The 25,273-nt window shown below is 47.3% G+C and carries 19 protein-coding genes and 1 pseudogene; 9 read left to right on the top strand and 11 right to left on the bottom strand.

Translation table 11 applies throughout. The annotated features are described in order from the left end of the window. Positions 1-157: 157 nt before the first annotated feature. On the bottom strand, positions 158-325 hold the full coding sequence (locus tag ABEA66_RS26700; RefSeq protein ID WP_345592372.1) for a hypothetical protein: 168 nt from the start codon (positions 323-325) through the stop codon (positions 158-160). Positions 326-665: 340 nt separating this feature from the next. Here ABEA66_RS26700 and ABEA66_RS26695 point away from each other — a divergent pair, with 340 nt between their 5' ends. After that, positions 666-944 carry a hypothetical protein gene (locus tag ABEA66_RS26695; RefSeq protein ID WP_345592370.1) on the top strand — a complete coding sequence of 93 codons (279 nt, stop codon included), beginning with the start codon at positions 666-668 and terminating at the stop codon, positions 942-944. A gap of 388 nt (positions 945-1,332) precedes the next feature. Here ABEA66_RS26695 and ABEA66_RS26690 read toward each other — a convergent pair whose 3' ends face one another. Both ABEA66_RS26690 and ABEA66_RS26685 read right to left on the bottom strand, forming a co-directional pair. Further along, complete coding sequence (locus ABEA66_RS26690) at positions 1,333-3,921, bottom strand: winged helix-turn-helix domain-containing protein (protein WP_345592368.1); 2,589 nt, start codon at positions 3,919-3,921, stop codon at positions 1,333-1,335. Positions 3,922-4,111: 190 nt separating this feature from the next. Beyond that, positions 4,112-9,019, bottom strand: coding sequence for an InlB B-repeat-containing protein (locus ABEA66_RS26685; protein WP_345592366.1), 4,908 nt, complete (start codon positions 9,017-9,019; stop codon positions 4,112-4,114). A 149-nt stretch (positions 9,020-9,168) separates the two neighbouring features. On the opposite strand from ABEA66_RS26685, the gene ABEA66_RS26680 reads away from it, so the two are divergent. Together ABEA66_RS26680 and ABEA66_RS26675 are read left to right on the top strand one after the other, a co-directional pair. Then, the gene (locus tag ABEA66_RS26680) at positions 9,169-9,384 is read left to right on the top strand and encodes a hypothetical protein (protein ID WP_079911358.1); all 216 of its coding nucleotides are present in this window, start codon (positions 9,169-9,171) and stop codon (positions 9,382-9,384) included. A gap of 113 nt (positions 9,385-9,497) precedes the next feature. Beyond that, positions 9,498-10,442, top strand: coding sequence for a hypothetical protein (locus ABEA66_RS26675; protein ID WP_345592363.1), 945 nt, complete (start codon positions 9,498-9,500; stop codon positions 10,440-10,442). A gap of 425 nt (positions 10,443-10,867) precedes the next feature. Here the strand turns inward: ABEA66_RS26675 and ABEA66_RS26670 are convergent, their stop codons facing one another. From ABEA66_RS26670 to ABEA66_RS26660, 3 genes are all read right to left on the bottom strand, one after another. Then, entirely contained in the window at positions 10,868-12,052 is a 1,185-nt protein-coding gene (locus tag ABEA66_RS26670; RefSeq protein ID WP_345592360.1) for an MFS transporter, read from the bottom strand. Positions 12,053-12,140: 88 nt separating this feature from the next. After that, the gene (locus ABEA66_RS26665; protein WP_377741137.1) at positions 12,141-13,190 is read right to left on the bottom strand and encodes an LLM class flavin-dependent oxidoreductase; all 1,050 of its coding nucleotides are present in this window, start codon (positions 13,188-13,190) and stop codon (positions 12,141-12,143) included. Positions 13,191-13,248: 58 nt separating this feature from the next. Then, positions 13,249-13,530, bottom strand: coding sequence for an ArsR/SmtB family transcription factor (locus tag ABEA66_RS26660; RefSeq protein ID WP_079911355.1), 282 nt, complete (start codon positions 13,528-13,530; stop codon positions 13,249-13,251). A 574-nt stretch (positions 13,531-14,104) separates the two neighbouring features. On the opposite strand from ABEA66_RS26660, the gene ABEA66_RS26655 reads away from it, so the two are divergent. Both ABEA66_RS26655 and ABEA66_RS26650 read left to right on the top strand, forming a co-directional pair. Beyond that, on the top strand, positions 14,105-16,027 hold the full coding sequence (locus tag ABEA66_RS26655) for an AAA family ATPase (protein ID WP_345592356.1): 1,923 nt from the start codon (positions 14,105-14,107) through the stop codon (positions 16,025-16,027). 235 nt (positions 16,028-16,262) lie between these two features. Beyond that, a complete protein-coding gene (locus ABEA66_RS26650) occupies positions 16,263-16,394 on the top strand; it encodes a DNA cytosine methyltransferase (protein ID WP_345592354.1) in 132 nt (43 codons plus the stop codon). A gap of 445 nt (positions 16,395-16,839) precedes the next feature. Here the strand turns inward: ABEA66_RS26650 and ABEA66_RS26645 are convergent, their stop codons facing one another. Then, on the bottom strand, positions 16,840-17,010 hold the full coding sequence (locus ABEA66_RS26645) for a hypothetical protein (protein WP_345592352.1): 171 nt from the start codon (positions 17,008-17,010) through the stop codon (positions 16,840-16,842). Positions 17,011-17,095: 85 nt separating this feature from the next. Here ABEA66_RS26645 and ABEA66_RS26640 point away from each other — a divergent pair, with 85 nt between their 5' ends. From ABEA66_RS26640 to ABEA66_RS26625, 4 genes are all read left to right on the top strand, one after another. Next, positions 17,096-18,637, top strand: coding sequence for an MDR family MFS transporter (locus tag ABEA66_RS26640; RefSeq protein ID WP_345592350.1), 1,542 nt, complete (start codon positions 17,096-17,098; stop codon positions 18,635-18,637). Positions 18,638-18,753: 116 nt separating this feature from the next. After that, the gene (locus ABEA66_RS26635) at positions 18,754-19,983 is read left to right on the top strand and encodes an FAD-dependent oxidoreductase (RefSeq protein ID WP_345592348.1); all 1,230 of its coding nucleotides are present in this window, start codon (positions 18,754-18,756) and stop codon (positions 19,981-19,983) included. Continuing rightward, entirely contained in the window at positions 19,980-20,672 is a 693-nt protein-coding gene (locus tag ABEA66_RS26630; RefSeq protein WP_079911352.1) for a TetR/AcrR family transcriptional regulator, read from the top strand. Before ABEA66_RS26635 ends, ABEA66_RS26630 begins: the two co-directional genes overlap by 4 nt. Before the next feature lie 587 nt (positions 20,673-21,259). Next, entirely contained in the window at positions 21,260-21,448 is a 189-nt protein-coding gene (locus ABEA66_RS26625) for a hypothetical protein (protein WP_345592346.1), read from the top strand. A gap of 198 nt (positions 21,449-21,646) precedes the next feature. On the opposite strand, the gene ABEA66_RS26620 is transcribed toward ABEA66_RS26625, so the two are convergent. The 4 genes and pseudogenes from ABEA66_RS26620 to ABEA66_RS36420 all read right to left on the bottom strand — a co-directional run. Further along, on the bottom strand, positions 21,647-22,609 hold the full coding sequence (locus ABEA66_RS26620) for a CPBP family intramembrane glutamic endopeptidase (protein ID WP_345592345.1): 963 nt from the start codon (positions 22,607-22,609) through the stop codon (positions 21,647-21,649). A gap of 56 nt (positions 22,610-22,665) precedes the next feature. Beyond that, positions 22,666-23,337 (bottom strand): response regulator transcription factor, encoded by a 672-nt coding sequence (locus ABEA66_RS26615; RefSeq protein ID WP_345592344.1) that lies wholly within the window; start codon positions 23,335-23,337, stop codon positions 22,666-22,668. Further along, entirely contained in the window at positions 23,301-24,527 is a 1,227-nt protein-coding gene (locus tag ABEA66_RS26610) for a sensor histidine kinase (protein WP_345592343.1), read from the bottom strand. The genes ABEA66_RS26615 and ABEA66_RS26610 overlap by 37 nt, the downstream gene beginning before the upstream one ends. A gap of 21 nt (positions 24,528-24,548) precedes the next feature. Continuing rightward, positions 24,549-24,812, bottom strand: a pseudogene (locus ABEA66_RS36420) (restriction endonuclease); the annotation flags it as partial. Between the last annotated feature and the right edge of the window lie 461 nt (positions 24,813-25,273).

Raw genomic sequence — 25,273 nt, 5'->3', positions numbered from 1 at the left:
TAAAGAGGATATCCCCGTAAAAAGCCCACTCTTTTTTAAGCGTCCTTCTCAGAGAACCAGTGAGGAGGTATTTCAAAGATGCGAACAGAATATCGTAGGTGATAGCAGGGCCAAGAGGGGCCAAGGCCCCTTCGGGGCACCCGCTGATCACACGGAATCACTCTGCAGAGAGATTATCCGTAGTTACTCCACTCCAGCGATCATACAGGTTAAGCAGCTCTGCTTGATAAGAGGCAATCACTTGATCGGTTAAAACATCATCAACAAGAACCTGACTGCTATGAAGCCTATCGAATTGGCTCCGTATTTCCTCCCATGATAACATTTGCCCAACCCTCCATATTGTTTAGGTTCGGATTCGATTAAAGCATAAGGGAGAGGGCGGCATTATTACAAATTCGACCTCGATGTATGTTTCGGGAGCGGATATGAAGGGGTTGACCGTTTACTTCGTTTCTTTTTGTTTTTGGCAGTAGTTCGGTAAGCTACGCGTTGCGGAGCTTTAGGATAGCAAAATACAAGTTACTGTAGAAGGCAACAAAGCCACCACGCGGCACACTTAGGTGTGAAAAATAGAGTAAACAAGCTTGAGTTTTGTTGGAATAAAATTGAAGTTGTTACCATAGTCGTTTATAATTACGAGAGAGAGAGGGGAGGTAAACACTATGATCACAGGAAGCAAAAGTGATATGCTTGAAATCATATTGGATTTAGAGGGTTCTATTAGGGAATGGTTAGTGGCAGAGCGTACAACAAATGATAGAATTATTGGTTACCGTGAAAGGATGGCCAAGTTCGGCGCTAAAGAATATTACGAAAAGCAGATTCTTGAAGAAGAGGAACTGCTAATTAATGTACAGGATATCCGTAAGAAAAGGGAGTCCTTTTTAGAGGAATTAAAAAAATCGTACAATAAGCAGTATGGAGAATCGTTTCCCGTTTAAGGAGATCCAAACAAAAGGCCATATGTAACCAATTCAACCGATTGGGTATATATGGCCTTTTCTGTGCCCTAAATGCAATGCTGACAACCAAGATGGCTTCCTATGGTTGTAGTTTCTGAATTGGTAAAGCATTTGGGAACTACGCATAGCAACGCATTTTTTCGCCGATAGCCCCGTTAAGGTGAACCGTACCACAAATGACGGCTAAATTTTTTTGGCGAAAGGGCGTAGAGGCGTGAAACGAGGCAGGGGCAGGAGGGGGCAGTATAAATAAGATGAAGGCCCGATTAGCTTGTTTTAGGACTAATACGGGCCTTCTGTGCAATGTTATTACAACAGCCGTGGTTGCGAGGTTTATTAAGCTCAAACTTTTACATGCCTTTGTGATTTATTCCAGCATTTCTTTTCCCCTTGAAATTGCCTCAACGCGGTTTTTGACATTCAGCTTACCGTAAATATGGTTGATGTGCGTCTTTAGCGTCCCTATGCCAATGCCCAGTGCATTTGCCATAGCCTGGTTGTCCATTCCTTCCAGCATATATCGGAAAATCGCCAGCTCCCGTTTCGTCAGCAAGTGGTCTAACTGCCCGGACTTGTCCGCAAACTCGCTGGTTTCCGCCGCTTGGTCGAAGCAGGAAAGCACTCGCCGGACGAAGGAAAGCGAAGGTGCCTCGCTTTCCCGCATATGGCCTTTGCGGCGCATCTGGATGTAGGTGGATACCAGCTGCAAGATGGGGCTTCCCCGGTCAACAAACACCCGGATATACCCGTCCGGTTCGGCATATTTCAAGGCTTGCTCCAGCGTTAAGATGGCTTGTTCCGTCTTTCCGGTTTTTTGCCACACCAGAGCCTGCAGCACTTGTATTTCCAGCGCATCCATCGGACGGTGGCCTTTGACAGCAAGGGCGAACAGCCTGTCCGCAAGCAGCAACGCTTCCTCATAACGTTCCTCCGTGATGAACACCCTAACAAGAAACGTATACGTGTACAATTGAGATATAGATACGGGGTCGCTTCCGGTTACGGCGTACTTTTTCCTCCAGGCTGCCGCCGCGGAAGCGTCACCCCAATCCATTCGAAGCCCGGCCAGCTCCGCATTGATGAAAAACAGAGCGGTCGTTGCTTGGCTGCGGACTGCCTTCTTCTTCGCTTCCTCCAGCCAATATTCCGCGCCATTCAGGTCGCCCCTTGCTCTGGCAATGCGCGATAAATACAGATAGGCGGGCACGTACACCTTTTCGGGTTGATACGGATTATGCGTGTTTTCCTGCAGTCCCAGCTTGAATTGTTCCTCGGCTTCCTCCAAATCGTTGCGCTCGTAGAGCAGTTCTCCGTAGCATACAATTGTGGAGTCGTGCACCTGCATCGGAGTAAGAAACTCGATCATTCTGCGGAAAAATGTATCCACCATCTCCCGGGGCAGATGCTTGCCCCGCTTGCCGTTATACGATCGAAAAATCGAAGGAGACAGCGGCATATGCGGTGGGGCAAAAATCAAATCCGTACCGGTGGGACTGTGTTTAAGAGACAATTGGATATAATCGAGCGCTTTGACAACGTCCATATCGTATTGGGATGCCTTGGCATTTCTCAAGTAGTAGAGGTTGCCCAGAAAGCGATTTCGCTCCTCTTCGGTCCAAGCGACGGCATCTTCAGGGAACCGCTGCTCCGCGGATTGCAAATAAAACTCTGCGAGCTCCGGCTCATTATTCCAAAGCAGCGAAAAAATATAGGAAAAATACAAGTACCGGTGCTCCCAAAGGATCGCTTCCGGGATGACGGACAACCAATTGCGCAGGGTCGAATATTCCCGTCGGACCGAGACGGATTTCATGGGTTCCAGCAAGCGGATCGCCTCGGTGAAAAACTGCCCGTCCAGATAATACTCCACGGCCTCCTCGCTAAATCCATGCGCCGCGCACCAATCTGCGGCCGCTTTTTGCAGTTTCCGCACATCGCCGGGGTAGTGCCGGACCAACTGTTTGTTCAAGAAATCCGCAAACAAATGATGAAACCGGAACCACTCGTTCCGCGGGTCAAGCGGGATCAGGAACAGGCCCCATTTGATTAGCTGCTCCAGCTTAGCCCCGCTACCGGGATCCCCGGAAACGGTTTGACAAAGCGGTCCGCTTAATCGCTGCAGGATAGAACACCTCATCAAGAACTCCTGCAGCGAAGGCTCCAAGGACAAGAACACTTCCTCCAGCAAATATTGCTCGACCTCTCCGCTATATCCTGAGAAGTCTTGTATAAAGGCCGAGGCTTGCTCCATATTGTGCAAGGAAAGCGCGGCCAACTTCAGACCCGTCACCCAGCCCTCCGTTCGCTGAACCAACAGTCCGATTTGTTCCTCCGTATAATTGCCATCCTCCCATAAATCAAACAACGCAGTCGCTTCCTGCGCATCAAACCGCAAATCCTCCGTATGTAACGGCGCGGCCCACCCGCGGCTGAAGTACCGCGACTTCAAGAAGTCCGATTTCTCGCGGCTTGTGAAATACAGGTGAACATGAGCAGGCAAATATTCAATGAAAAACGTCATGGATGCGAGCAGATTCGAATCATGAAGGACATGAAAATCGTCAAAAATGCACACCAGCGGATGCTGCAGCCCATGTAATTCGTTCAAGAGCTGTACAAGAAAGGTTTCATAATCTCCCGGCGTCAAGGATTCCAATGTGGGCCTTGCCTTTTGTGCGAACCCCTCGCAGACGAGATCAATAGACGAAATGACATAGCGCCAGAATCGGAAAATATCATTATCCCCCGCATCCAGCGATAACCACCCGGCAGGCCTCTCCAGCTGACTGGCCCACGAACTGACAAGTGTGGACTTTCCATAGCCCGCTGGGGCCTGAATGAAGGTTACTCTTCGCTCCAATCCCGCTTGCAGCCGTTTCATTAAGCGAGTACGCAGTACAGTCGCCTGCGAGAGGGGAGGCATGTGAAGTTTTGTATGCAATAAGACCGGTTCCAACGTCAATCACCTATTTCATCTTTGGTATGAGTTGGTTTCATTATAAACAAGGATACCCTCTACCAACAATGTAATTTGATGGGTTGCGGGCTGATTTCATGTAGGAAAAAGCCGCCGGGTGCTGCCTTATAGCAAAAAGCCGTCCCTATGGCAGCTATACCTTGGGACGGCCAAGATTGGCGAGACTGTATTACCCTGAAATGGTGTTGCCGATTAGTCCTGCTTTCACCAGCATCCGCTGAATGATGGCAGCCGTTTCTGCTCTAGTAATGTCGCTTGCCGGTAGAAGTCCTGCATCGGAACCGTTTACTAGCTGGCTCCGGACGGCTACGGCAACGGAAGCTTTGGCCCAGTTATGGACCGAAGCGCCATCCGTAAACCTTACAAGCGCGGCATCGGCGTCTGGATCGCTGATGCTCGTATCCAGTCCAGCAAGATTCATTGCTCGGGAGATCATAACCATTGCTTCCTCGCGCGTAATGGTTTTGGCCCCGCGGAAAGTGCCATCCCCGTACCCACTCACGATGCCGAATTCCTGCGCCTTTGCCACCGCCCCGATGTACCAGGAACCGGAGGGTACATCGCTAAATGATGTGGTTTTACCGTTGTCGGCAAGGCCCAGGGCCCGAACTACAATCGCCGCAAACTCGGCGCGGGTAATCGGGGCATTCGGGTTGAAATTGTTGCTGCTAACGCCGTTTACGATCATGCGGGATGCCAGGTCGCCCACAATGTCTTTGGACCAGTGCCCCTCGACGTCCATAAATTTCACCGCATGCCCGATAAGCGTATATACGCTATTGGTCAGGCTATGGACGACGGCATAATAACTTCCGCCGCGGGTGATGATGGACGTCGGCACATGACGGACGGTTCCGTCCTCGTTCAGCACAACAGCGGTTGTGACCTTGCTTGGATCCACGCCATCCGGCAGCGGAATTTCACGCTCCACGTAAGCGTCGAATGTGTCCGCGCTCGCCGTCTTCCCGCCGAACGAAGCGGTTATTGTGAAATCGACGAGCGGAGCGAAGATAGTGAACCGGTCTTGGTCCGCGGCATGTTTTGCAAGTTCAAGCTGAGTGCTGTCGGCCTTGGCAATGTTCACATGGATCACGGCAGTTGCAGGTGATGCGCCTTCTCCAAGCTGCTTGAGGAGGTCGTCTATCGCTAATTCCGCTACGGGCAGCTTGTAGCTCCCGATCGGCGTTTTAAATTCCAGCACGCCTTGTTTGTTTGCCAGCGCCTTGAGCAAATCGCCGGTCAGCGCCGCGGACACTTGGTCTGCGTTTGTTGTGACAAGGATCGCGAGCACAGGCTTTTCCCCAGCGCTTTCAAGCTGCGTCATCAATTTGGCGGAATCCAAGGTGATGGTGAATTTGCTCTTCTCACTTTCTTCTGATGTAGCAGCCCGTTCCAGTTCTTTACCGTTCATGACGATACTGAAGCCGCCTGCCGGGACTACGGAAGGCTTGACTAAATCGATTGTACCGCCGCTATTTGATCCGTCATTCGATGAATCCGACGATGACGATGGCCCGGCGTCACGCATTACCGTCACTGTGTAGGTACGCATCGTGCCGTTCGGCGCGGTTACGATCAACTTAATGAGGTTGTTCCCTATGTTTACCGGAAGTAAAGGGGATGGCGTTTCGCTTGTCAAACTAAGTGGTCCAAGAACTAACGTTCCAGCGCTGTTGTACACGCTAGCCGTTACGGTAGAGTCGCTATCATAGACTGTCGCCGTCACCGTGATGCTGCTCACGGTACTTGTTACGTTTGCCGAGTAGGTTAGGGCGTCAGAGCTAAACACCGGGGTCAACGTACCGCTCGAAAGCGTCAAAGCGGTCAAATTCGCATTGCCGCTCGGCTCCGGGTTCGTCGTCCAATTGGCATACAGCGTCACGTTTGCCGCTCCCATGGTGAATTTGCTGCCGGGGGCATAGTTCGTGCCGGTGCCATCCGCTGCTGTGTTCCACCCGGCGAACGAGTAGCCTACCTTAGCCAAGCCCCCTGAGTTCCCATACACAGCCACTGTCACGCCTTGCGCATACGAGCCAGTATCGATCGGCGTAGTACCTAACGTGTTTCCATTGCCGTTGTACGTCACTGTATATGTTGGGACAGCCGTCCATTTGGCGTACAACGTCACGCTCGCCGCTCCCATAGTGAACTTGCTGCCGGGGGCATAGTTCGTGCCGGTGCCATCCGCTGCCGTGTTCCACCCGGCGAACGAGTAGCCTACCTTAGCCAAGCCCCCTGAGTTCCCATACACAGCCACTGTCACGCCCTGCGCATACGAGCCAGTATCGATTGGTGTAGTGCCCAGCATATTCCCATTGCCGTTGTACATCACCGTATATGCCGGGACAACCGTCCATTTGGCGTACAGCGTCATACTGGACATAACGGTATCTTGAGCAAAATTCCATAGGCTTTGCCATGAGCTGTCTTTATACCAGCCGCCAAAGACGTACCCGTCCTTTGTCGGGGCTATCGGTTCGGCTATCGTGGAAGAACTCTGGACGATAACAGACGCTACCGCAGAGCCACCGCCGGAATCAAAGGTTACTGTAAATTGAGGCGTTACGTTATCCACAGTCCGGTCTACGAAGCTGTGCAACGGATTACCTTCTAGATCGACAACCGTGCCCAATGACTTATCGTAGGAAAGAGTGATGACCTGTCCGCGGTTAATCCTGTCAAGAAGGGTAAAAGATAATGACTTTGTTCCCGTTCCGCTAAAGCCTGTAATTACTGCATCTTTCGAATCGATTTTGACCGTGAACCCGCTGACATCTGCTAAACGCACACTTTCATCAAATGTTACGACGACGGTGTTTGGCCGATCATCACTAACATTGGCTCTTGCGATTGTAGGTGGCGCCGCATCCCGAAGTGTATCCGGGGTTACTTTTTGCAAAACAGGGTACGTTTTGCCTTCGTCCATCGTCCAATCACTGGTGAGATTCCAACCTGCCGTCTCAAAAAAAGATTGTGTTTTCATTTGCGCCGATGTAAGACCGGTTGCGGTACATATGTCGGTAATTTCACCGCAAGCCCCGGTCTGACCAGTCGCTTCTGAATCCCAGAAGCTGTTCTGTATGGTGCTGGTGTCCGTGATTTTCCCGGTCAGACCGCCGATATAGGAGCTGCCGGTCAGCTCGCCCGTAGCATAGCTGAAACTGACAGAGGCGTTGTCTTCGAGAGTCCCGACTAACCCGCCGATATAGACGTTGCCGGTCACACTGCCCGAAGCAAAGGACTCGCTGATGTTGCTGTTCGTCACATTTACTCCGGTTAGCCCCCCTACGTAATCGTGGCCCTTCACATCGCTGACGGCGAAGGAGGTACTGATGGCTGACTTTTCGCTAAACCCTGTTAGTCCACCCACAAAATCATTGTAAGCATCCACCTTCCCAGCAGCATAGGAATTGAGAATGGAGGAACCGTCATTCCATCCAACTAGGCCGCCAACGATTGCATACCCGAGCACGGAACCTGAAGCATACGTGTTGCTGATCTCGGAAGAACGGTTGACCCCTACCAGTTGGCCGACCCAGCGGAAGCCCGAGATACTGCCGTCAAGCATACCGACGTTGCGGATTTTTGCTTTTACCGTGTAGCCAAACAAACCGATCGCGTAGGAGGTCCCAACATTACTTCTGTTAGAAAGACGGATGACCAGCCCGTGGATTGTATGCCCTTGCCCGTCAAATACGCCGGTAAATGCGGGAGGGCTGACCGCCCTGCCGGCGATTGGCACGAAGCCTTTGCCCTCTGTGGCGCTTGTCGCCCACATATCCGAGCGACTACCATCGGTGAATGTCGTTCCGAAAATGATGTCCTGCGCGAGCGAATAATTGGCCCCGCGATTCATCTCCATGAGCTGCAACTGGTGTGTATTGCGGATCGTCTGCGACCACTCCATCCGCAGGAAGGGCCGGGTCGAGCCGTCGATCATAAACCAGTCGTTCTGGAAGTCCAACGAACCGGAATAGCTCGATTGCGCAATCGCCTGCGCGGTGGACAGACTTGTCGCGTCGCAAGATGCTAGGTATTGGTCGTTATTGACGCAGGCGTTGTTCTGCCCCGTCGATTCCCGATCCCAGAAGCTGTACGAGACAGTCCCTCCGTTATTGCTGCCGATCAGCCCTCCGGTATAACCGCTGCCGGTGACCATACCGGACGCATACGATCTATTGATTTCACCAAAGTCTGTGACCGCAACCAGGCCGCCAACGCTATCCTTCCCGCCTACGCTCCCGGTAGCGTAGGACAAGTTGATGACGCCATTCTGGTTCTCGCCCACGAGGCCGCCCACCAAGCTCCCTCCGCTAACGGCACCTGAAGCGTAGGTGCGCTCGATGAGCCCGGCGACGTTGATCCCGACCAGGCCGCCGACGTACTTGTAGCCGCTCACATCCCCTGTTGCATAGGAATCGGTAATCTTCCCATCGTTCTGTCCAACAAGACCGCCGGTGGAGTCATTAGAACTGCTATGTACAGTTGCGGCTGAGTAGGAACCGACGATTTTGCCTTCGATTGGTTGTACGGCGTCATTATATCCGCTGGCATTGTATCCGACGAGCCCTCCGATGACACCTTGGGGGCTATCGACTGTGCCGGTAACATAGGCCTGATCCACTGTGCCGTAGTTCAAACCGGCCAGCCCACCCGTATAACTGCCGCCGACGATCGTACTTTCTTCGAGGCCGATATTTTTGACGACTCCGGCGTCCCGGATTTCCTGAAACAGGCCAACATTCATCGAATCAGGCCGATGAATGGTCAGCCCGCGAATGACATGCCCCGCTCCGTCGAAGACACCTGTGAATGACGGGATCGGCAGCCAGCCGGCCCCGTCATTCCACCCCGCTGTCTCCGCTGCGTTAATGTCCGCACCAAGCTTGTAATTCGCGCTCAAGTTATTACGCACCGCATTCAACTGCGCCAACGTCATAATAATATAGGGGTCGCTTTGCGTTCCCGAGCCGCTCATCCCGCCCGGCGTATCGGCGAATGAGCGCATCGGCATAAGTCCCATACACAAAACAAGTGCCATGATGAAAGAAATGTATTGTTTGAGGCCCGCTTTCAATATCTTTCCACCTTCTTTTATCCAATTTTATCGACCATGTTAGAGCTTAGCATATTTCCCTGCCAGAAAAATCTAACCCCGGTTATAGACGAGGTTAGATTTTTCGATGAAACATTGCATATCCAGTAACGCTAAGAAAACAGCTAAAGGTGACCGCAAGTATTCTTATCAGTTCGAGCTACAACTACGCGATGGTCGCGATGTTCGGCAATCAGAGGGGAAGGGATTACTTCCAGTTTGAGAACGCAAAAATGGGCGTGTATTTTACGGAGCAGGCTAACGACCCTGCTAGGGACAACACATGCTGGCGGAAGTTTCTCGATGAGAAGGTTAAAATTAACCTGAAGTATGTGATTGGCAAGTAAGAATATCGATAGAGAATAGGAACTCTGATAAGGGCTCAACATTTATTGTGTGCTAGGATTGAGTAGTATTCCAAGGAATTTCCATAAACAACAAAAACCACATGGAGGCTTGTATGGACACCAGCATTGATAAGTTATATTCTTCTTTGACAGCACATTTACCAAAACCTCAATGGAAGTTACACGCTGATTATAAGTTGTTTTATCGCGAGAATTTTCCGAACCATTATGTAGAACAGATTGTATTCTTGAAAGGCGATAGGATTCGGCATATTTTCAATTTGGATGCCAGTAAATATCCGTTTGAGGGTCTAAAAGATGCCGCTCAAGAAGCAATTTATAAAACCTTTGTTAACACGTTTCAAAAATGGCCCCAAGACATAGATGTGGATTTGTTTTGGGACGAGGAATCTCCTAAGCACCTTAATATTCCGTGGCAGAAAACGACGACTTTTGGTTGGGACCTAATCATTGACGAAAAACAAATTCTAGTCCCTTTTGGACCCCAAGTATTACTTTATGTACGACTAGCTCAACGAAATATTCAATTAATAATTGAATTAATTAATAGCACATTGGAAACAAAAAAGAAACGGGCGGCACAACAAGCTAATGTTGATGATTATAGAGCGGTAGTAAGGGAATACATAAGGGAGAAAACATTTGGATGGGTAGAAATTGAAGGAGGAAATCTATATTTAGGATACTCATTTAGAGTGCACGATGCGCATCACAATATAATTGAGGAGATTAATCTTAACGGTTTATTGGGCTCGTTCACTTATAGTTTCTACCTTACGAAGGAACGCTACTATGGAACAAGTCTTGATCATAAGCTTGATGAAAATTCCGCTTACCAAGAAATTAAGAAGTCCGCACATTCCGGTATGGAATTTAGTTCTTCGCAGGTACCATATAACCCGTGGGGAAATGGCGAAGGCTCCATCAAGCTGAGTTGTTCTGTAAAATTTGATCAGATTGATTGCAGTGTTGGTTTTATAAATAATCTTGTAATTGTTTTAAGAAAGCAACTTATGCTTATCAAAGAACAGGCCTAACGTCGTGAGCTTCTTGGGTTCGACGGGGTCTAAGTCATTCCATATAATAAGTATAACAAAGGGCACCCGAGGGCGTGAGGGGTGCCCTTAAAATTTAGCCGTTAGAGTGTGTAAGGTGAACCGTACCATAAGTAGGGCGAAGTTCAGGTGCATTTTGAGATCGGAGCAGAACATAAGGCTAGAGTCGATGTTATTCGTACTCTTGTATAACCGGTCTGCCTGGTTGCGGTTATAAGTGACATTCGGCTCTCAATTCAATACGCTCAAGCGAACCGCTATAAAGCTATGCAATTTGGTTTTCGCAACAGACGGGAAGTCGTTTGCTCTACAAAGCATCCATTGGATGGAGGAAGTGGAAATGGAAATAGAAAACACGAACAAGCAGTAGCATACCGTTGCTTGTTCGTGTAATTGTACGCATGGTTTCATTCTTTGCTTGTGACGGATTGTATGCCATTCGCAGACTGACTTCGCATCGAGAACGATAATATAGCCGGAAGGAGTGCGATTGCAACACCAATTGCGCCAGCGACGCCGATTGACTGTAAGGAGAAGCTTTCCACCACAATACCGCCAATGGCAGCTCCGACAGCAATTCCCAACTGGATGAAGGATGTATTCAAGCTCAGAAGGATTCCCGCTGCGCTTGGTGCCAAGCTAATCATATAAACTTGTTGAATGGGACCCGTAGACCAAGCAAAAAACGACCATAACAGCAGCAACGGAAAGACAGCTATTGATGTATGGGCAAAGAGGGACATAAGGATCAAAATAGCAGCGTGGATCATTAAGCTTCCATTCAGCGTACGCGGAATACCTAATTTATCCGCACCATAACCTCCAGCCTGGGCGCCCAGCAAACTTGCTATACCGAATGAAAATAGCGCGATGCTCACCATCCCATTGCTCATACCCGTAATGTTCATCAGAAATGGTGTAATAAACGTGTAAATGATCGTATAACCGACCATCCAAAAGAAGCTAATCGACAAGGTTAATAATAGCTGCGGCCTTTTCAACAGGGCGAGTTGTTCTTTAAGAGGCACATTTGCCTCTCCTTGCGACTTTGGCAACGCCATTAAAATGACCAGCATCGCGATAAAACTAAGAAGGCCGATTCCATAAAAAATCATTTTCCAGTCGTAGGTGCTGGCAATGACTCTTCCCACAGGAACGCCTAAAATAAGCGATAGATTAAATCCCATCATGATAGTTGCTATGGCGGTGCCTTGTTTTCCAGGTCCGGCAATTTGAGCAGAAACAGTTAAGGCAACCACGGTAAAGACACCTGTACTAAGAGCTAAGATCACTCTCGCACCAACAAGCATTGGATAGCCCGTCAAGACCACTGTTATTAAATTCCCTATAAAAAAGAGCGCCAAAGCAGCCAGCATAAGTGTTCTCCGGCTTAGTTTAGAGGTAGCCGCAATGAGAATTGGAGTACCCACCGCGTAAGATATGGAATAAACCGAAATGAGTTGGCCGGCAGCAGCAATGGTTACGCCTACATCTTTGGAAACCAGATCCAATATACCGGCAATTACAAATTCCGAAGTTCCCACTAAAAAACTTACAATCGCTAAAATATAAACTTTCCACGATTTAATCAATTGATTGTTCCCCTTTCTAATTCTATATATCTAAATATATAGAAATGATAACGCTGAAGGATTGAAATTTCTTAACATCTTACTTTCTTTAATGCCTAGCTAGCTCCTTGCGGACAAGGGGGGCGACATCCGTTCCAAATCGTTCGATCGTTCTTAACAAATCACGATGCGGAACCGTACTAAAGTCAACGTACAAAAGAAAACGAGTCAAGCCCAGTTGTTTGGTTACACGTACGATCTTTTCTGCTACATATTCTGAATCTCCAACATAAAGAGCGCCGCGAGGGCTCAGTGCTTCCTCATATACACTTCGTGTATAAGTCGCCCAACCGCGTTCCCTTCCAATTTGATTCATTTGTTCGGCCATAATGGGATAATACTTTTCTTTGGCTGCTGCAAACGAGTTGGCGATAAAACCATGCGAATGACAGGCGATTTGCAATTGATTAGGATCGTGCCCTGCTTGTTGGGCTGCTTTAAGATATAACTGCACTAAGGGAGCGAAACGCTCCGGCATGCCGCCTATAATGGAGAAAATAACAGGAAGACCAAGTTGACCGGCACGAATAGCCGACTCCGGACTGCCGCCAGTAGCAATCCACACAGGAAGCGGGAGTTGTTGCGCTCGCGGGTATACGCCCATATTGTGCAGCGGTGCACGGTGCTTGCCGCTCCATGTTACGTTCTCTGAAGATCGTATTTTGAGTAAAAGCTCCAATTTCTCATCGAATAATTCCTCATAATTTTGCAGGTCATATCCGAAGAGCGGAAAAGATTCGACAAAAGAACCGCGTCCGGCCATGATCTCGGCCCGCCCATTTGTTAAGTTATCCAGGGTGGCGAAATCCTGATAAACACGGACTGGATCCGACGAAGACAATACCGTAACGGCACTGGACAGCCGAATATGGTTTGTAGTAGCTGCAGCCGAAGCCAAAATAATTGCCGGCGATGAGCTTGTGTAGTCCATGCGATGATGTTCACCAATCGCATAGACATCAAGACCGGCCTGATCAGCCAGCTGAATTTCTTCCATCGCTTGTCGCAGTCGTTCGCCTGGCAGAACGCCCCCTCCTTTGGGGTTCGTGTGAAGAAATGTAGAGATTCCAAGTTCCAATGGCACGCGATTTTCCAAAATGGTTTCCCTCCTTAGATTTTCTATAATTCTAAAGATATAGAAATCATGCTCAAAAAATTTACGCCAGTAAATATGGCGCAAACTTCATTGCCACTTCTTGATCAACGCTGTAGTGAATAAACGAACCGTTCTTTTGCGACTGGATTAAACCCGATTCCGTCAGCTGCTTGAGATGATGGGATAACGTTGAACCGGGCACGTGTCCAAGCTGTTCACCGATCGCGGTAACGCATTGATTCTTTTGCTTTATTAGCATTAAGGCAATTTTTAGTCGTGTAGGCTCACCTAGAGCCTTGTATACTTTGACAGCTTGCACTAGATCGTGATCGACATCAGCCATTAAATTCTCCTTTCCGCCATCATTTCTATATTTATGGAATTATAGAAATGATATTACCACCTAATGACTGCGGTGTAAAGTAAAAATTTGATTTGGCTGTTTGTCAATCGTCGGTGAAACCTTAACTCGTCCGAGAAAATGCCACTTTCAAGTTTGGCCGAAGCGACGAGGTCAGAGGGATTTTACAGCTAAATATGGACCTGACCGTGGCCAACCAGATTATGGCTTAACCATCAAGCAATAAGCTTAAGAAGACTTAAAGTACACTTTAAGGCAAGCGTAATTTTAATACAATCGCTTGTTGCGTAACGTCGACACATTGCTGGCCAAGCACCGGTATTAATTGAATGAGTCTGCCAAAGTGAGTAGGCATAGCGAAGTCTGGCTTCCACAGGGCCGCCATTGTTTTCGCCGATGGCCCCGTTAAGCTGAACCGTATCACAAATAGTGGTAAAGCGGAGGATTGAGATTATTATTAATCGGGAGGTATTAGAAACCTCATTAACAAAGTGAGGTTTCTAATATACTATAGGGAATATATCATTAAGATAAACAAAGGGGAGTAGGCTCATAAATGAAAATAAGATCGGTAAAAATAAGAAATCTGAGGAACCTAATTAATTGTACCGCAGAGAACTTACCAAATCTTGTTGTGGTTGCAGGACCCAATGGGGCAGGAAAATCAACTTTCTTAGAAGCGATCACAATTTGGAAACAATTCCTCCATGGTTATAGCACTAGGCAATGGCTTTCCCCAACTGATCTTACAAATTTGGTTACTAAAGGTGCAGACTTTGCAACAATAGAAATAAAGACAGAGATAGAAAAACAAGACTTGGATTATTTGCAAAGAATAGGGATACCCGGAATCCCAGATGCTCCAGTTATAGATGATTCGAGCGTAATTATCAGAGCAAATGGGAGTGTAGAGGCTAGATCTCAAAACCATAATTTACTTCAACATTTATTTAGATATCCCATTAGGAGTAATTTCCCGGAGGCTCCAATATTTGATTACTATGGACCCAATAGATATTTACCTCCGAAAGATTTTACTACATTTGATGTAAATAATATGTCAATGCAAGCAGAGGAACAACGCAGAATACAACCTTCAAAACAACTAGAAATGAAGTCGGATACACTTAAGGATTTTTTGTATTCACTTTATCAAAAAGACGCTGATTGGTTTATAGCCAAAAGAAATGAACTAAAAGGCCAAGGGACTATCGCTCTTGCTGAAGCACCAGATTCATTTGCAGATGTTAGGAAAATAGTAAGTTTTTTATTACCACAGCTTAGTTTTGAGGCTGTATCTTCTGGTTCGCCAATTGAGTTCTTATTTCAAGTATCCGGCGGAAAGCTTGTAGAATTGGATTACTTAAGTTCAGGAGAAAAGGCAGTTCTTGCTTTGTTCCTAGAGATCTATCGTATTAAAGCAATGAATTCCATTATTATCCTTGATGAACCGGAACTACATTTAAACCAATCAGTTGAAAGTAGAATTATTCCTCACATAATGAATAACATCGTTAGTGATAACAATCAAGTTTTCGTTGTTTCGCACAGCACAGGAATACTATCAACAGCCCCTTCTGAGAATATTTTCAGAATTACTTCTTCAAAAAGTGAGGAGGAAAACCAGTTTGTTTCTATTTCCTCTGAACAGGATAGAATAGATACGTTAAGATCTGTAGTTGGCAATTTAGGCATTTTTACAACCTCAAATGTTTTTGTTTTTCTAGAGGGAACTTCTAGTAATAAATCAATAGACAAGCTAATATTGGATACTTTGTTTCCCCAACTTAGAGGGAAAGTAACTTTCATTCCAGGTGATAGTTGTGAGGTTGTTGAAATAATAAGTAAGAAAGTAAGTCAAATTATTTCCTCAGGAATACCATTTGGTCGTTTTTATGCTATACGAGATCGAGATAGATTAAGTAATGATGAAGTCTCACGAAAGGAAACGGAGATTTCTTCATTACGTGTATGGTCAAGATGTATGATCGAGAATTTCTTGCTTGAACCTGTTGCATGGTCCAAAGCTATGGAAGTGATTGGAGTTACGCTCGATGTAGGTGTTATTAGGGAGGCTTTTATAACTGCTGCAAATAACATTAAAGCTGAAGAAATAGATTTACGTCTTGATGAGAAGTTACGTGCATCCATAGTCATGAAGGATTTCCGGAACTCAAAAGGATATACTACTGAAAATAAACTAGATCGACTTAAGACAATGATTGAGAAAGCTAAGACCGATCTTCCCTCAACTTTGGCTGAAATAGAACGTCAGATTGATTCTCAATTATCTGATGGGACATTTATAAGGTTCTTCCATGGGAAAAATCTGATTAAAGAGGCTAAAAAGATTTTAAATATCGAAATAAGTAATGAGTATTTTATTCCTTTAGTTGCTAATAAAATCAGGGAATTAAATATAATACCCCAGGATATGAATGAAATTCTTCACGACTTATTATCTAGAGAACAAATATAATGATACACAAAGTTGTTGCTTACTAAAACCTAGTGACCGGACAAGCTTTGCTTGCTCGGTCTTTTTTATAGAGGTTGTTGTTGATTTGAACGTCTTCATTGCTAAATAAAAAAATTGACCGGGAAACTTCTTCTGTTCTTATATTCTATCACACCATGGTACCTTATCGACTATTTCATATTTACAATAGACCTGGTATAATCTGAATAAGACTTTGATAGCGGGAGCAATATAAATGAAGTTTATTGACTTATTTGCTGGGGCCGGGGGGCTATCGGAAGGTTTCATTCGCCAAGGATTCGAACCAATTGCACATATTGAAATGGACCCCTATGCTTCTCAAACACTCATGACAAGAACGGCTTAGCAGATTAAGGTAATAGTGATTGCATAGAGAGTTTACTTTTTTGGGGAAGTGTCGCAAACTGTAACTCGTAACACACACTTTACAAACTTGACCACACTTAGAAGGCTTATTCCACTTGTTGAAAATGGAGTGAGCTTTTTTGTATGCAGAAAACTACCTAGGAGGATGAAGAACAATGTCAAAATGTGTATCGGCAGTAGATGAAAAGGTGGGTTTACTTGCCCAGGCGCAAGTGGAATATATTTCTCCACCTCCTCGTCGTGCGCTCCGACCTGCGTGAAGAACGTCATCAGGGTAGTCGTTATCGTACAGTATGGCGACTTTGTACGTTTGGAGTCCATCACCTACATCGAGAATTTCTACGTACTCGGGGTGACTTCCAAGCAGTCCTTCGTTTTCATGGTCTAACCCCACGTTCCCAAGATCTCGAATGTTGTCACCTGCTTCAAGAACTATGATTACCCCTTCCGACCAAACGAAACTCGGTTGCCTCTTTTTCCTTCTGCTCATCTCTAAGTTGTAGTAAATACTCCTCAACCTGAAGGAGAAGTTCCACTGGAAGTGTCACAGCAAGTCGTAAGACGACAAGGTCTTGCTGTGTCTTGATGATTCTCATTCATCTGTCCCTCCTAAAAATGAAAATAACCCCTCGAAAAAGGGGTCATGGTTATGATATATGTATACCATTACGAACACTGTTCTTGACGAACGGTGTTCGTAATGGTATAACTGAAATGTGCTTATTAGAGCTCAATAAGCATGCTCTGAAATTTATACAGAAAGAAGTGAGAATAATCGATATGGGGCCAGCAAATAAAACAGCAAGTATGCAGTCAGAATTTTCATTGAAAAAAATATTACCGGTGCTGCTTGCAGTGACTTCGGGAATGTTCCTCGTAATCTTGGACAGTACGATTATGAACGTGGCAGTACCGAAATTGGTAAGCGCCTTTGATACCAATCTCAGCACCATTCAATGGGTCATTACGGCCTATACTTTGTCATTATCAGCTATTATTCCGCTCGCAGGTTGGTTCTCGGACCGTTTCTCGGCAAAACGGATGTTTATGACGAGCATCGTGTTATTTGTGCTTGCTTCTGTCTTGTGTGCCCTGGCGCAAACGCCTGAGCAACTGATCATCTTTCGTATCCTTCAAGGACTCGGAGGGGGCATGGTTGCCCCGATTGGGATTGCAACGGTGTTCTCCGTTTCGCCTCCCGACAAACGTGGTTCAGTCATGGGGATTCTCGGGATTCCGATGCTACTCGCACCGATTCTCGGTCCTGTTCTGTCTGGTTGGCTTATTGAGTTTATAAATTGGCACTGGATCTTTTTCATCAATGTGCCGGTTGGGTTTATCGCGTTACTAATGGCATGGAGATACCTCCCTACAGCGAAGCCGAAGCACAACAGCAAGCTCGATGTAGTCGGCGCAATCTTAGCTCCGATATCCTTCGCCTCACTGGTCTTCGCGGTTCACCAAGCTGGTGAGAAGGGCTGGTCGAATGCATGGACGCTTGGTTCACTCATATTCGGTATCGTCATGCTTACAATTTTTATCTGGCATGAATTGCAGCAGAAATATCCTCTGCTGGAGCTTAGGGTGTTCCGCTCTCCGGCATTCGTACATGGAATTCTCGTCGCGTGGCTAAATCAGATTGCGTTGTTCGGCAGCATTCTGTTGTTCCCTCTTTATTTGCAGCAGGTTAAGGGCCTTTCGCCGCTTGAGGCTGGACTGTATGTCATTCCACAGGCAATCTTGTCAACGGTGGGAATCAACCTCGGTGGCAAATTGTTTGACCGTTACGGAGTTCGGCCGGTTGCCATTATGGGCATTCTGTCTCTATCTGGCTCATTGCTCGCATTGACACAAGTTACTGCTAATACCAGTCCGTTGTACATTATGTGTAGCTTTGCCTTTGCAGGACTAGGCCAAGGATTGACGATGATGCAGATCAATACTCATGTGCTCAAATCGGCTCCGAAGGAATTAGTCAGTCGCGTGACACCGATAACAACTTCAGCCCAGCAAATCATGTCATCCTTCGGAGTGACGATTACGATGGCTTTTCTAGCTGAAAAGATTAGAGAACTACCTTCCCAGCATACTCTCAATCAGTTGGGGTATGCTTTCGGTTCCACGTTCTGGATCACTCTGGGGTTTGCGATTGCGGCATTAGTACTCAGTTTATTTTTTGCAAAACGTATAGAAAATAAGTCTGCCTCACCTCAATCGAAATAGCGTTAGCTTATCAGCAGAGAGAATTTGTATTCTGCGGCCTTGGACGAAAAGAACGGAGTTCGCAATAAAGATATTTCACTTTGATAAACGACAAATATGCTGAGGAGATGTTTACAATGACAACAACTACTAAAGATCAAAAACGTATCGCTATTATCGGAGGAGGCCCCGGCGGACTAACGCTTGCGCTCATTCTTCAACATCATGGCATTCCGTCCGTCATTTATGAGCGGGAGCTGGAAGACAAGAGTCATGAACGCGGAGGTTCCCTTGACATTCATGAGGAATCCGGTCAACAGGCGCTGAAGGAAGCCGGACTTTATGAGGCTTTTCAAAAAGTAGCTCGTTATGAAGGGGAGGACTTTCGCCTATTCGATAAGACTGGAAAATGTTTTTTGGATGAAGTAGCTGATGAGAATGCTCCAGGAGGGCGGCCAGAGATCGACCGTGGCGTACTTTGCGATTTGCTCTTAAGCAAGTTGGACCCAGCGATCATCCGCTATGGGTATAAGCTAGACAAGGCCGTTTCACTATCCAATGGCATGACAGAGCTTCATTTCGAGAACGGGTTCGTCGATACCGCGCATCTTGTAGTTGGAGCGGACGGTGCCTTCTCCCGTATTCGTCGGCTGCTTTCGGATACGGATGTCAGTTATTCGGGACTAACCATGTTAGAGCTTAATGTTGAGGACGCTGCTAAACGCTATCCTGATTTGGCTGCATTCAACCGTCGTGGCAAAGTGTTTGCATTGGACGATCACAAAGGCATTTTGGGGCAGTTGAATGGTGATGGGCGCATTAAGGTCTATGCGAGCCTGTGGGTGGATCGGGAGTGGCTCGAAACAAGCGGTATTAGGTCTGAAAATCCTCAGGAAGCGAAAGCAAAACTACTGGAGATCTTCCAAGATTGGGATGAGTCGCTCAAAAATTATATCCGCTACGCGGCTGATGCTGTTCTTCCAAGACGGATTTACATGTTACCGGTTGGATTCAAGTGGAAAAGGAACTCCGGTGTTACGCTGATCGGTGATGCGGCCCACGTCATGTCTCCGTTCGCTGGCGAAGGCGTTAATATGGCGATGCAGGACGCAATGGAGCTTGCACTTGCGATCGTACGGAATGAAGATCAAGCAAAAGCGATCGAGGATTATGAGGAGAAGATGTACGCCTATTCTTCGGAGATGGCTCGTGAGTCAAACGATAATCTCGTCCTGTGCTTCTCGGATGATGCAGCCCGGAAGCTTAACGAGCTTATGAATTCGTACCATGAGCAGTATAACGAAGCGAAATCGAGCCTGAAAAGCGGATTTACTATTCGCTTCCGGCATGATATAAGAGAAGTATGATGAAACCTAAACGTAAAATTGTAAGTCGCCGGGCTCGTCCGGCCAAAGAACCGCTCAGTCATGAGTTGATTGTAAAGACCGCCTATGAGTTGCTGAAAGAAGAAGGCACCCCAGGCATGAGCATGCGGAAGGTGGCCAAAGCACTGGACACCGGACCTTCCTCGCTCTATGTTTACGTAAAGAACTTGCAGGAGTTGAGCTCCTATGTGCTGGATTATGGACTTGGGGAGCTCGTGCTGCCAGAGCTAACGGAAGGCAATTGGAAGGAACAGCTTTTCCGGGCTTTGGATGCGTATGTGATGTTGCTAATCGAGCAGCCTGGACTTGCGGAGCTGTCACTTCAGGCAATTCCGGTAGGGACCCATGCATTCCGGTTGAATGAATACCTACTTACGGTCCTGCACAAGGGTGGTATTACGTCCACTTCCGCTGCTTGGGGAATGGATCTATTACTGCTGTATGTTTCCTCAGTCGCTTTCGAGAAGGCCGCTAGGTCCAGGCATGGAGAGGAACAGATGGATGCCATCCAACATTCTTACCAAGCTTCAGATCCGGTTCGTTTCCCGCTCATTCACAGTCTGAAAGAGGAGTTGTTTTCCGGAGACACCGTTTCGAAGGAACGGTTCTATTGGGGGATTGAAGTGATCTTGAACGGTATTGTGCAAGCTAACGGTTTGCAGCGGAGCTAGATCAGTTGTTGGACGGTAACGGCTTACTGGTTTCCCTTCAAGAGCGAATTTTTGAACAAAGCGAGAACAAAGAAAGGGCCGTCCCAACGAAGGATGGCCCTTAAAACTTGCCGTTACAGACAGCGCGGTGAACCGTATCACGGAGGCGGGTGTTGCTGGAGGAAGACATACAATTGGGGCTTCTCCTGATCAGTCAGCTTGGCCATCACTTATTGCGGCGACGGATGCGACAGTCACCGGAGATAACTACGTAGGGCTAGGAATGAATCCGCTAAGGGCTAAGAAACCGAAGTTTGTGGATTTCCCCAAAAAGGCATTGAACGCGCAGCTTGCGGAGAAGCTTTGGCTATTATCCGAAAAGTTAACTGGAGTACACTACGAAGTATAAATTAACTATTAAAGGGCCACCGGGTAACTAAGCTAATTAACCAAGGCCATTCTTTTTAGGTATCTTTCCATATCTGAGACATCGTTTGGGTTAGACGAGAAGTCGTGCCTATGAGTCATTCCGGGCAGCAACCATTGGGACACCGCCAAGGCGGAGCAACGATATTCGCTACAAAGACATGATGGTGATCCTCTATCAGGTGTTGGAATCATTTAACGAGCTGCCGAAGGGTTCAAGATGGCGCACCCTGAAAAACTTTCCGGATGCGGATGGCGTAGCCGATTATGCCCGAACCGCCATGAAGCGGTTTGTCGAAACCGGCATCCTTAGCGGAAACGGAGAGAGTCTGGCTACGCAGGCGCTTTTCATGAGGGAGCAGGCCGCGTAAGTGCGGTATCGGCTGTTGACCTAATAAAAGCGGGTGAGGCAACTCCGGAACGTCTCTTCCAGAGTTGCCTCGATAAATTACATTGCTTCAATCGTTCGGATCGTATTGAACCTAAAGTGAAAACTGTATAGGCTGTATTGCGGAAACGAATATAACAATATGATTAACGTACAATCTCATAAGCACGATCAGAAAATGTCAGCCGTTTGCCTGTTCAACGGATCTTCTTTCCTTCCATTGCCTCCGTCTGAGCATTACGGACACATATCCAATTCCGATCAAAAATACCGTTGTGGTGACGATGCTGCCTTCCAAGCCGAATGCCCCGCCCGTCAGCCAATCCGATCCGGTGAGTTGGAGATGGAACAGATGCCCACCCTCTGCCGCGCTGCCACCGACTTCTGCCCCGTAGATGTTGCCTAAAGCCCAGTTCCATACCGTGTGCCAGGCACACACTCCCCAAAGCGATCCTTTCGCGATGCGATAGAGCGCAAGAAATAACCCGAACAGAAATAGATTGCAGAGAACCAAAGGAGAGAAGCCGTTGTTCAGACCGTGAACACAGGCAAAACAAAGGGAAGAAAGCAAAACCCCGATCCAAGGGTTCGTGCGGATGCTGATCGTCTGAAGCAGCCAACCGCGATACAACACCTCCTCTGCCGAGGCTTGAACTGCCCACCCGAGGAAGACGAGAATAATTCCTCCAAGCGCTGGCACTCCTTCCAGCGGACCGCTTAAGGGAATGAAGCTTCCGATGTTCAAGAGAACCGCGATACCTGTCGCAAAGCTTATCATCAGGAAGCCGATACATAGGCCTCGGAGGTATCCAGAAACGAGCCCTTGGCGTGAAAAACCAAGTGTACCGAAAGGGCGGCGCTCGAACCATTTCAGCCACCCCCAGAGCATCAGATAGATGGGCACATTCAAAAGCCATAGGATGAGAATCTTCGCGATAGCAGAAAAGACGGCAGGCTGATGAACAAGAGACTGCTCAAGTCCTGAAAGAGCCATGTTCAAGGAACCGGACAGCGTTTCCGCGAGCAGGATACTGACAAGAACGAAAGCGAAGGAGAGCAGCACCGCTGCTATCGGATGAGTAACACGTTTCGTTTGAGTACGTAAGGTAAATGTCGGGGATTCGGGTTGCAATAAAGTCTTCATGGTCATGGAATCTTACTCGTTCCTCCCTTAAGGGTATAAGTCGTTTGATTTTGTATTTAAACCAGCCGTTCATCAGAAGCTTTCTTCATCGCCGATTTCCGGTTGTGAACATTTAGCTTGGAATAAATATTGGAAATATAATTTTTGACCGTACCTTCCGATAAACCCATGCGATCGGAAATGGCTCTGTTTGCGATCCCGTCCGAAATATACTTAAGCACTTGCAGCTCCCTCTCGGTTAATCCGTACGGGGATTCCTTCGGATTAGCCGTACTCAGAGAGCGGGCAAACAACGATTTGGCCACCTCCTGCGTAATCATCGTTTCCCCGCGGTACACCAACCTTATCGCTGCTGCGAGATCCAAGGGATGGATTGCCTTCAGGATGTACCCTTCAGCACCTGCATTTAAAGCACCGACGACGTAGCATACGTCTTGAAATGTAGTCAACACAAGGACCTTGACCTCAGACCACCTTGCTTTGATAATAGCGGTTGCCTCTACTCCGTCCATGATGGGCATATGGATATCCATCAACACCAAATCGGGCTGCAACCGATTCACTTGATCGACGGCTTCCTTCCCGTCGGCCGCCGTTGCAACGACTTTAATATCCGCTGCCGAACCAAGGACAATCTTCAGACTTTTACGAATGATCTCTTGATCATCTGCGATCAGCACTCGGATGTCTTTCATTTCCGGTGTATTTTTTTCGTCGGAATCGTACATGCAATTACCGTCCCATGGTCAGAATGTGAAGTTACAGCCAAGGTGCCGTTCAGATTTGCCGCCCGTTCGTACATAGCCTTTAACCCGAAGCCTTCGACCAGTTCACTTGCGCCCTTCCCGTCATCGGCAATTTTGATTTCGACGCATTCCTCCGAGTAGGCAAGCTCAATGCGGATCGAAGAAGCCTTTCCATGCTTGTTGGCGTTAGTCAAGGATTCCTGCAGACAGCGGATCATCGTCAATCGAACGTTTTCCGAGACCGTATACTCCGTTCCTTCGACATGCACCGCAATTTCGGTCCCCGTATGGAGCGCAAACTCATCGGCGATTTGCGAAAGAGCTTCCGTAAGCGTCCGCTCCTCCTGTTCCGGAGCAATCTGATGGATATGCCTTCGAACCTCGTCAAGTCCGTTTCTCGTCACTTCAAGCAGCTCCTGTAGACTGTTTTTCGCTTCTTGCGGGTCCACGTCGATGAGGTAATGCACCGCATCCATCCCCGTAATTGTCGTGGCAAACGTATGGCCGACCGTATCATGAAGTTCACGTGAAAGTCGGTTCCGTTCCTCCGTCAGCGTCAGTGCTTCGATTTGTTTGGCATAAAGCTCCAAAGTCTGGTTTTGTTTGGTGATCAATCCGTAGGAGGCAATCAACTTTTGAAAGCAGAAGCCGCTGCCGTACAGAACCCCGAATTCGATGGCCACGCTGATTGTCGTTTCTATCCCGCTCCCCCGAAACCATCCGACCAGTAATGGAATGACAATAACGGATGTTGCAGCCGAGAAGACGGCGATTCGGCCGACACTCATATACCCCAACATGATGGAAGGGAAATTATAGAATGCGAATTCGACCGTCGGGCTTGCTGCCATCAAACAGAAAAAGGTTCCGTTAAGCAATAATTCGGCCAGAACCGGGAACATCCGCGGAATGCCGCGGCGCAAAAAAAGTACCATCGGAGTAACATAAGCCAAGGTGTAAAACAGCAAAATGAACCACCGATCACCCGTGGCTGCAAACCCCGAGCTACCGCTTAATTCGCCGCCAGAGCGGCTTAGGAGGTAATGAACCCCCAGCAGGAACCATAAGGTCCGAGTGCCAATGATCACATAATCAAACCAATGCCTGTACGGTACGGCAGCTGCCACCTTGTTACGGACACAATCACAAGAGCTCTGGGACTTGGCGGACACAGGATTCCTCCCTCCTTTTCTCTAAGGTATCAAAAAAAAGTCATAGCAGAGTAGTGACTTTTTTTGATAAGAAAATGTTGTTAGAAATAGAGTCATGAGTGTGCTTTTGGCAACCTCTTTATCCATCCCGGCTAAATCTTTTTGTCTTTTACACTGAATAAGAATTGTTGGTGGCCCTGTAAGATTAGTGTCGTGTGTCCAAACTCTAACATCGACACCGCCATCTGCTCTTCCAGGACCAATTTCTACGAAATAGCCTTGTCTTTCAAAAAATTCAGCTGTTAGACCTTCAAATTTTCGTCAGTGAATATTTCCTATCTTATTGAAGTTTGCTCTTAAATAATCGATATAGCGCTGATTGAAGCAGCGGAAGATCGTTGGAATAATCACTCATCCGTAAGAAAATACGAGGTTAAGGTATGGATGGCGCAAGCAGGAAACCAAAAGCAGCACTGAGCCTTATACAACACCGCGCTGGATAAAAATAGTTGGATACGCAGTCATCGTTTTGCTCCTGATTATCATTGCTTTAATCCTATTCAATTAGTGAGCCTCCAGTTATTGGTGCAACAGGGCCCACGGGTTGATCTTTATGTCGTTAATGTCGGATTAGGGATTGGGATAACTGATATGATCGGGCTGTATTCAAAATATCATGCTCATGCAAAATAAAATAATTTGATTATCCAACTAACTCAGGATAGGTGATTGTTCCGGACAAAACACAACACTGAACTAGTCGGTTG

Source organism: Paenibacillus vulneris (genome assembly GCF_039543185.1).
GTDB classification, from domain to species: domain Bacteria; phylum Bacillota; class Bacilli; order Paenibacillales; family NBRC-103111; genus Paenibacillus_S; species Paenibacillus_S vulneris.
Note: the sequence above shows the minus strand (reverse complement) of the source record. Positions and strands in the feature narration are given on the sequence as shown.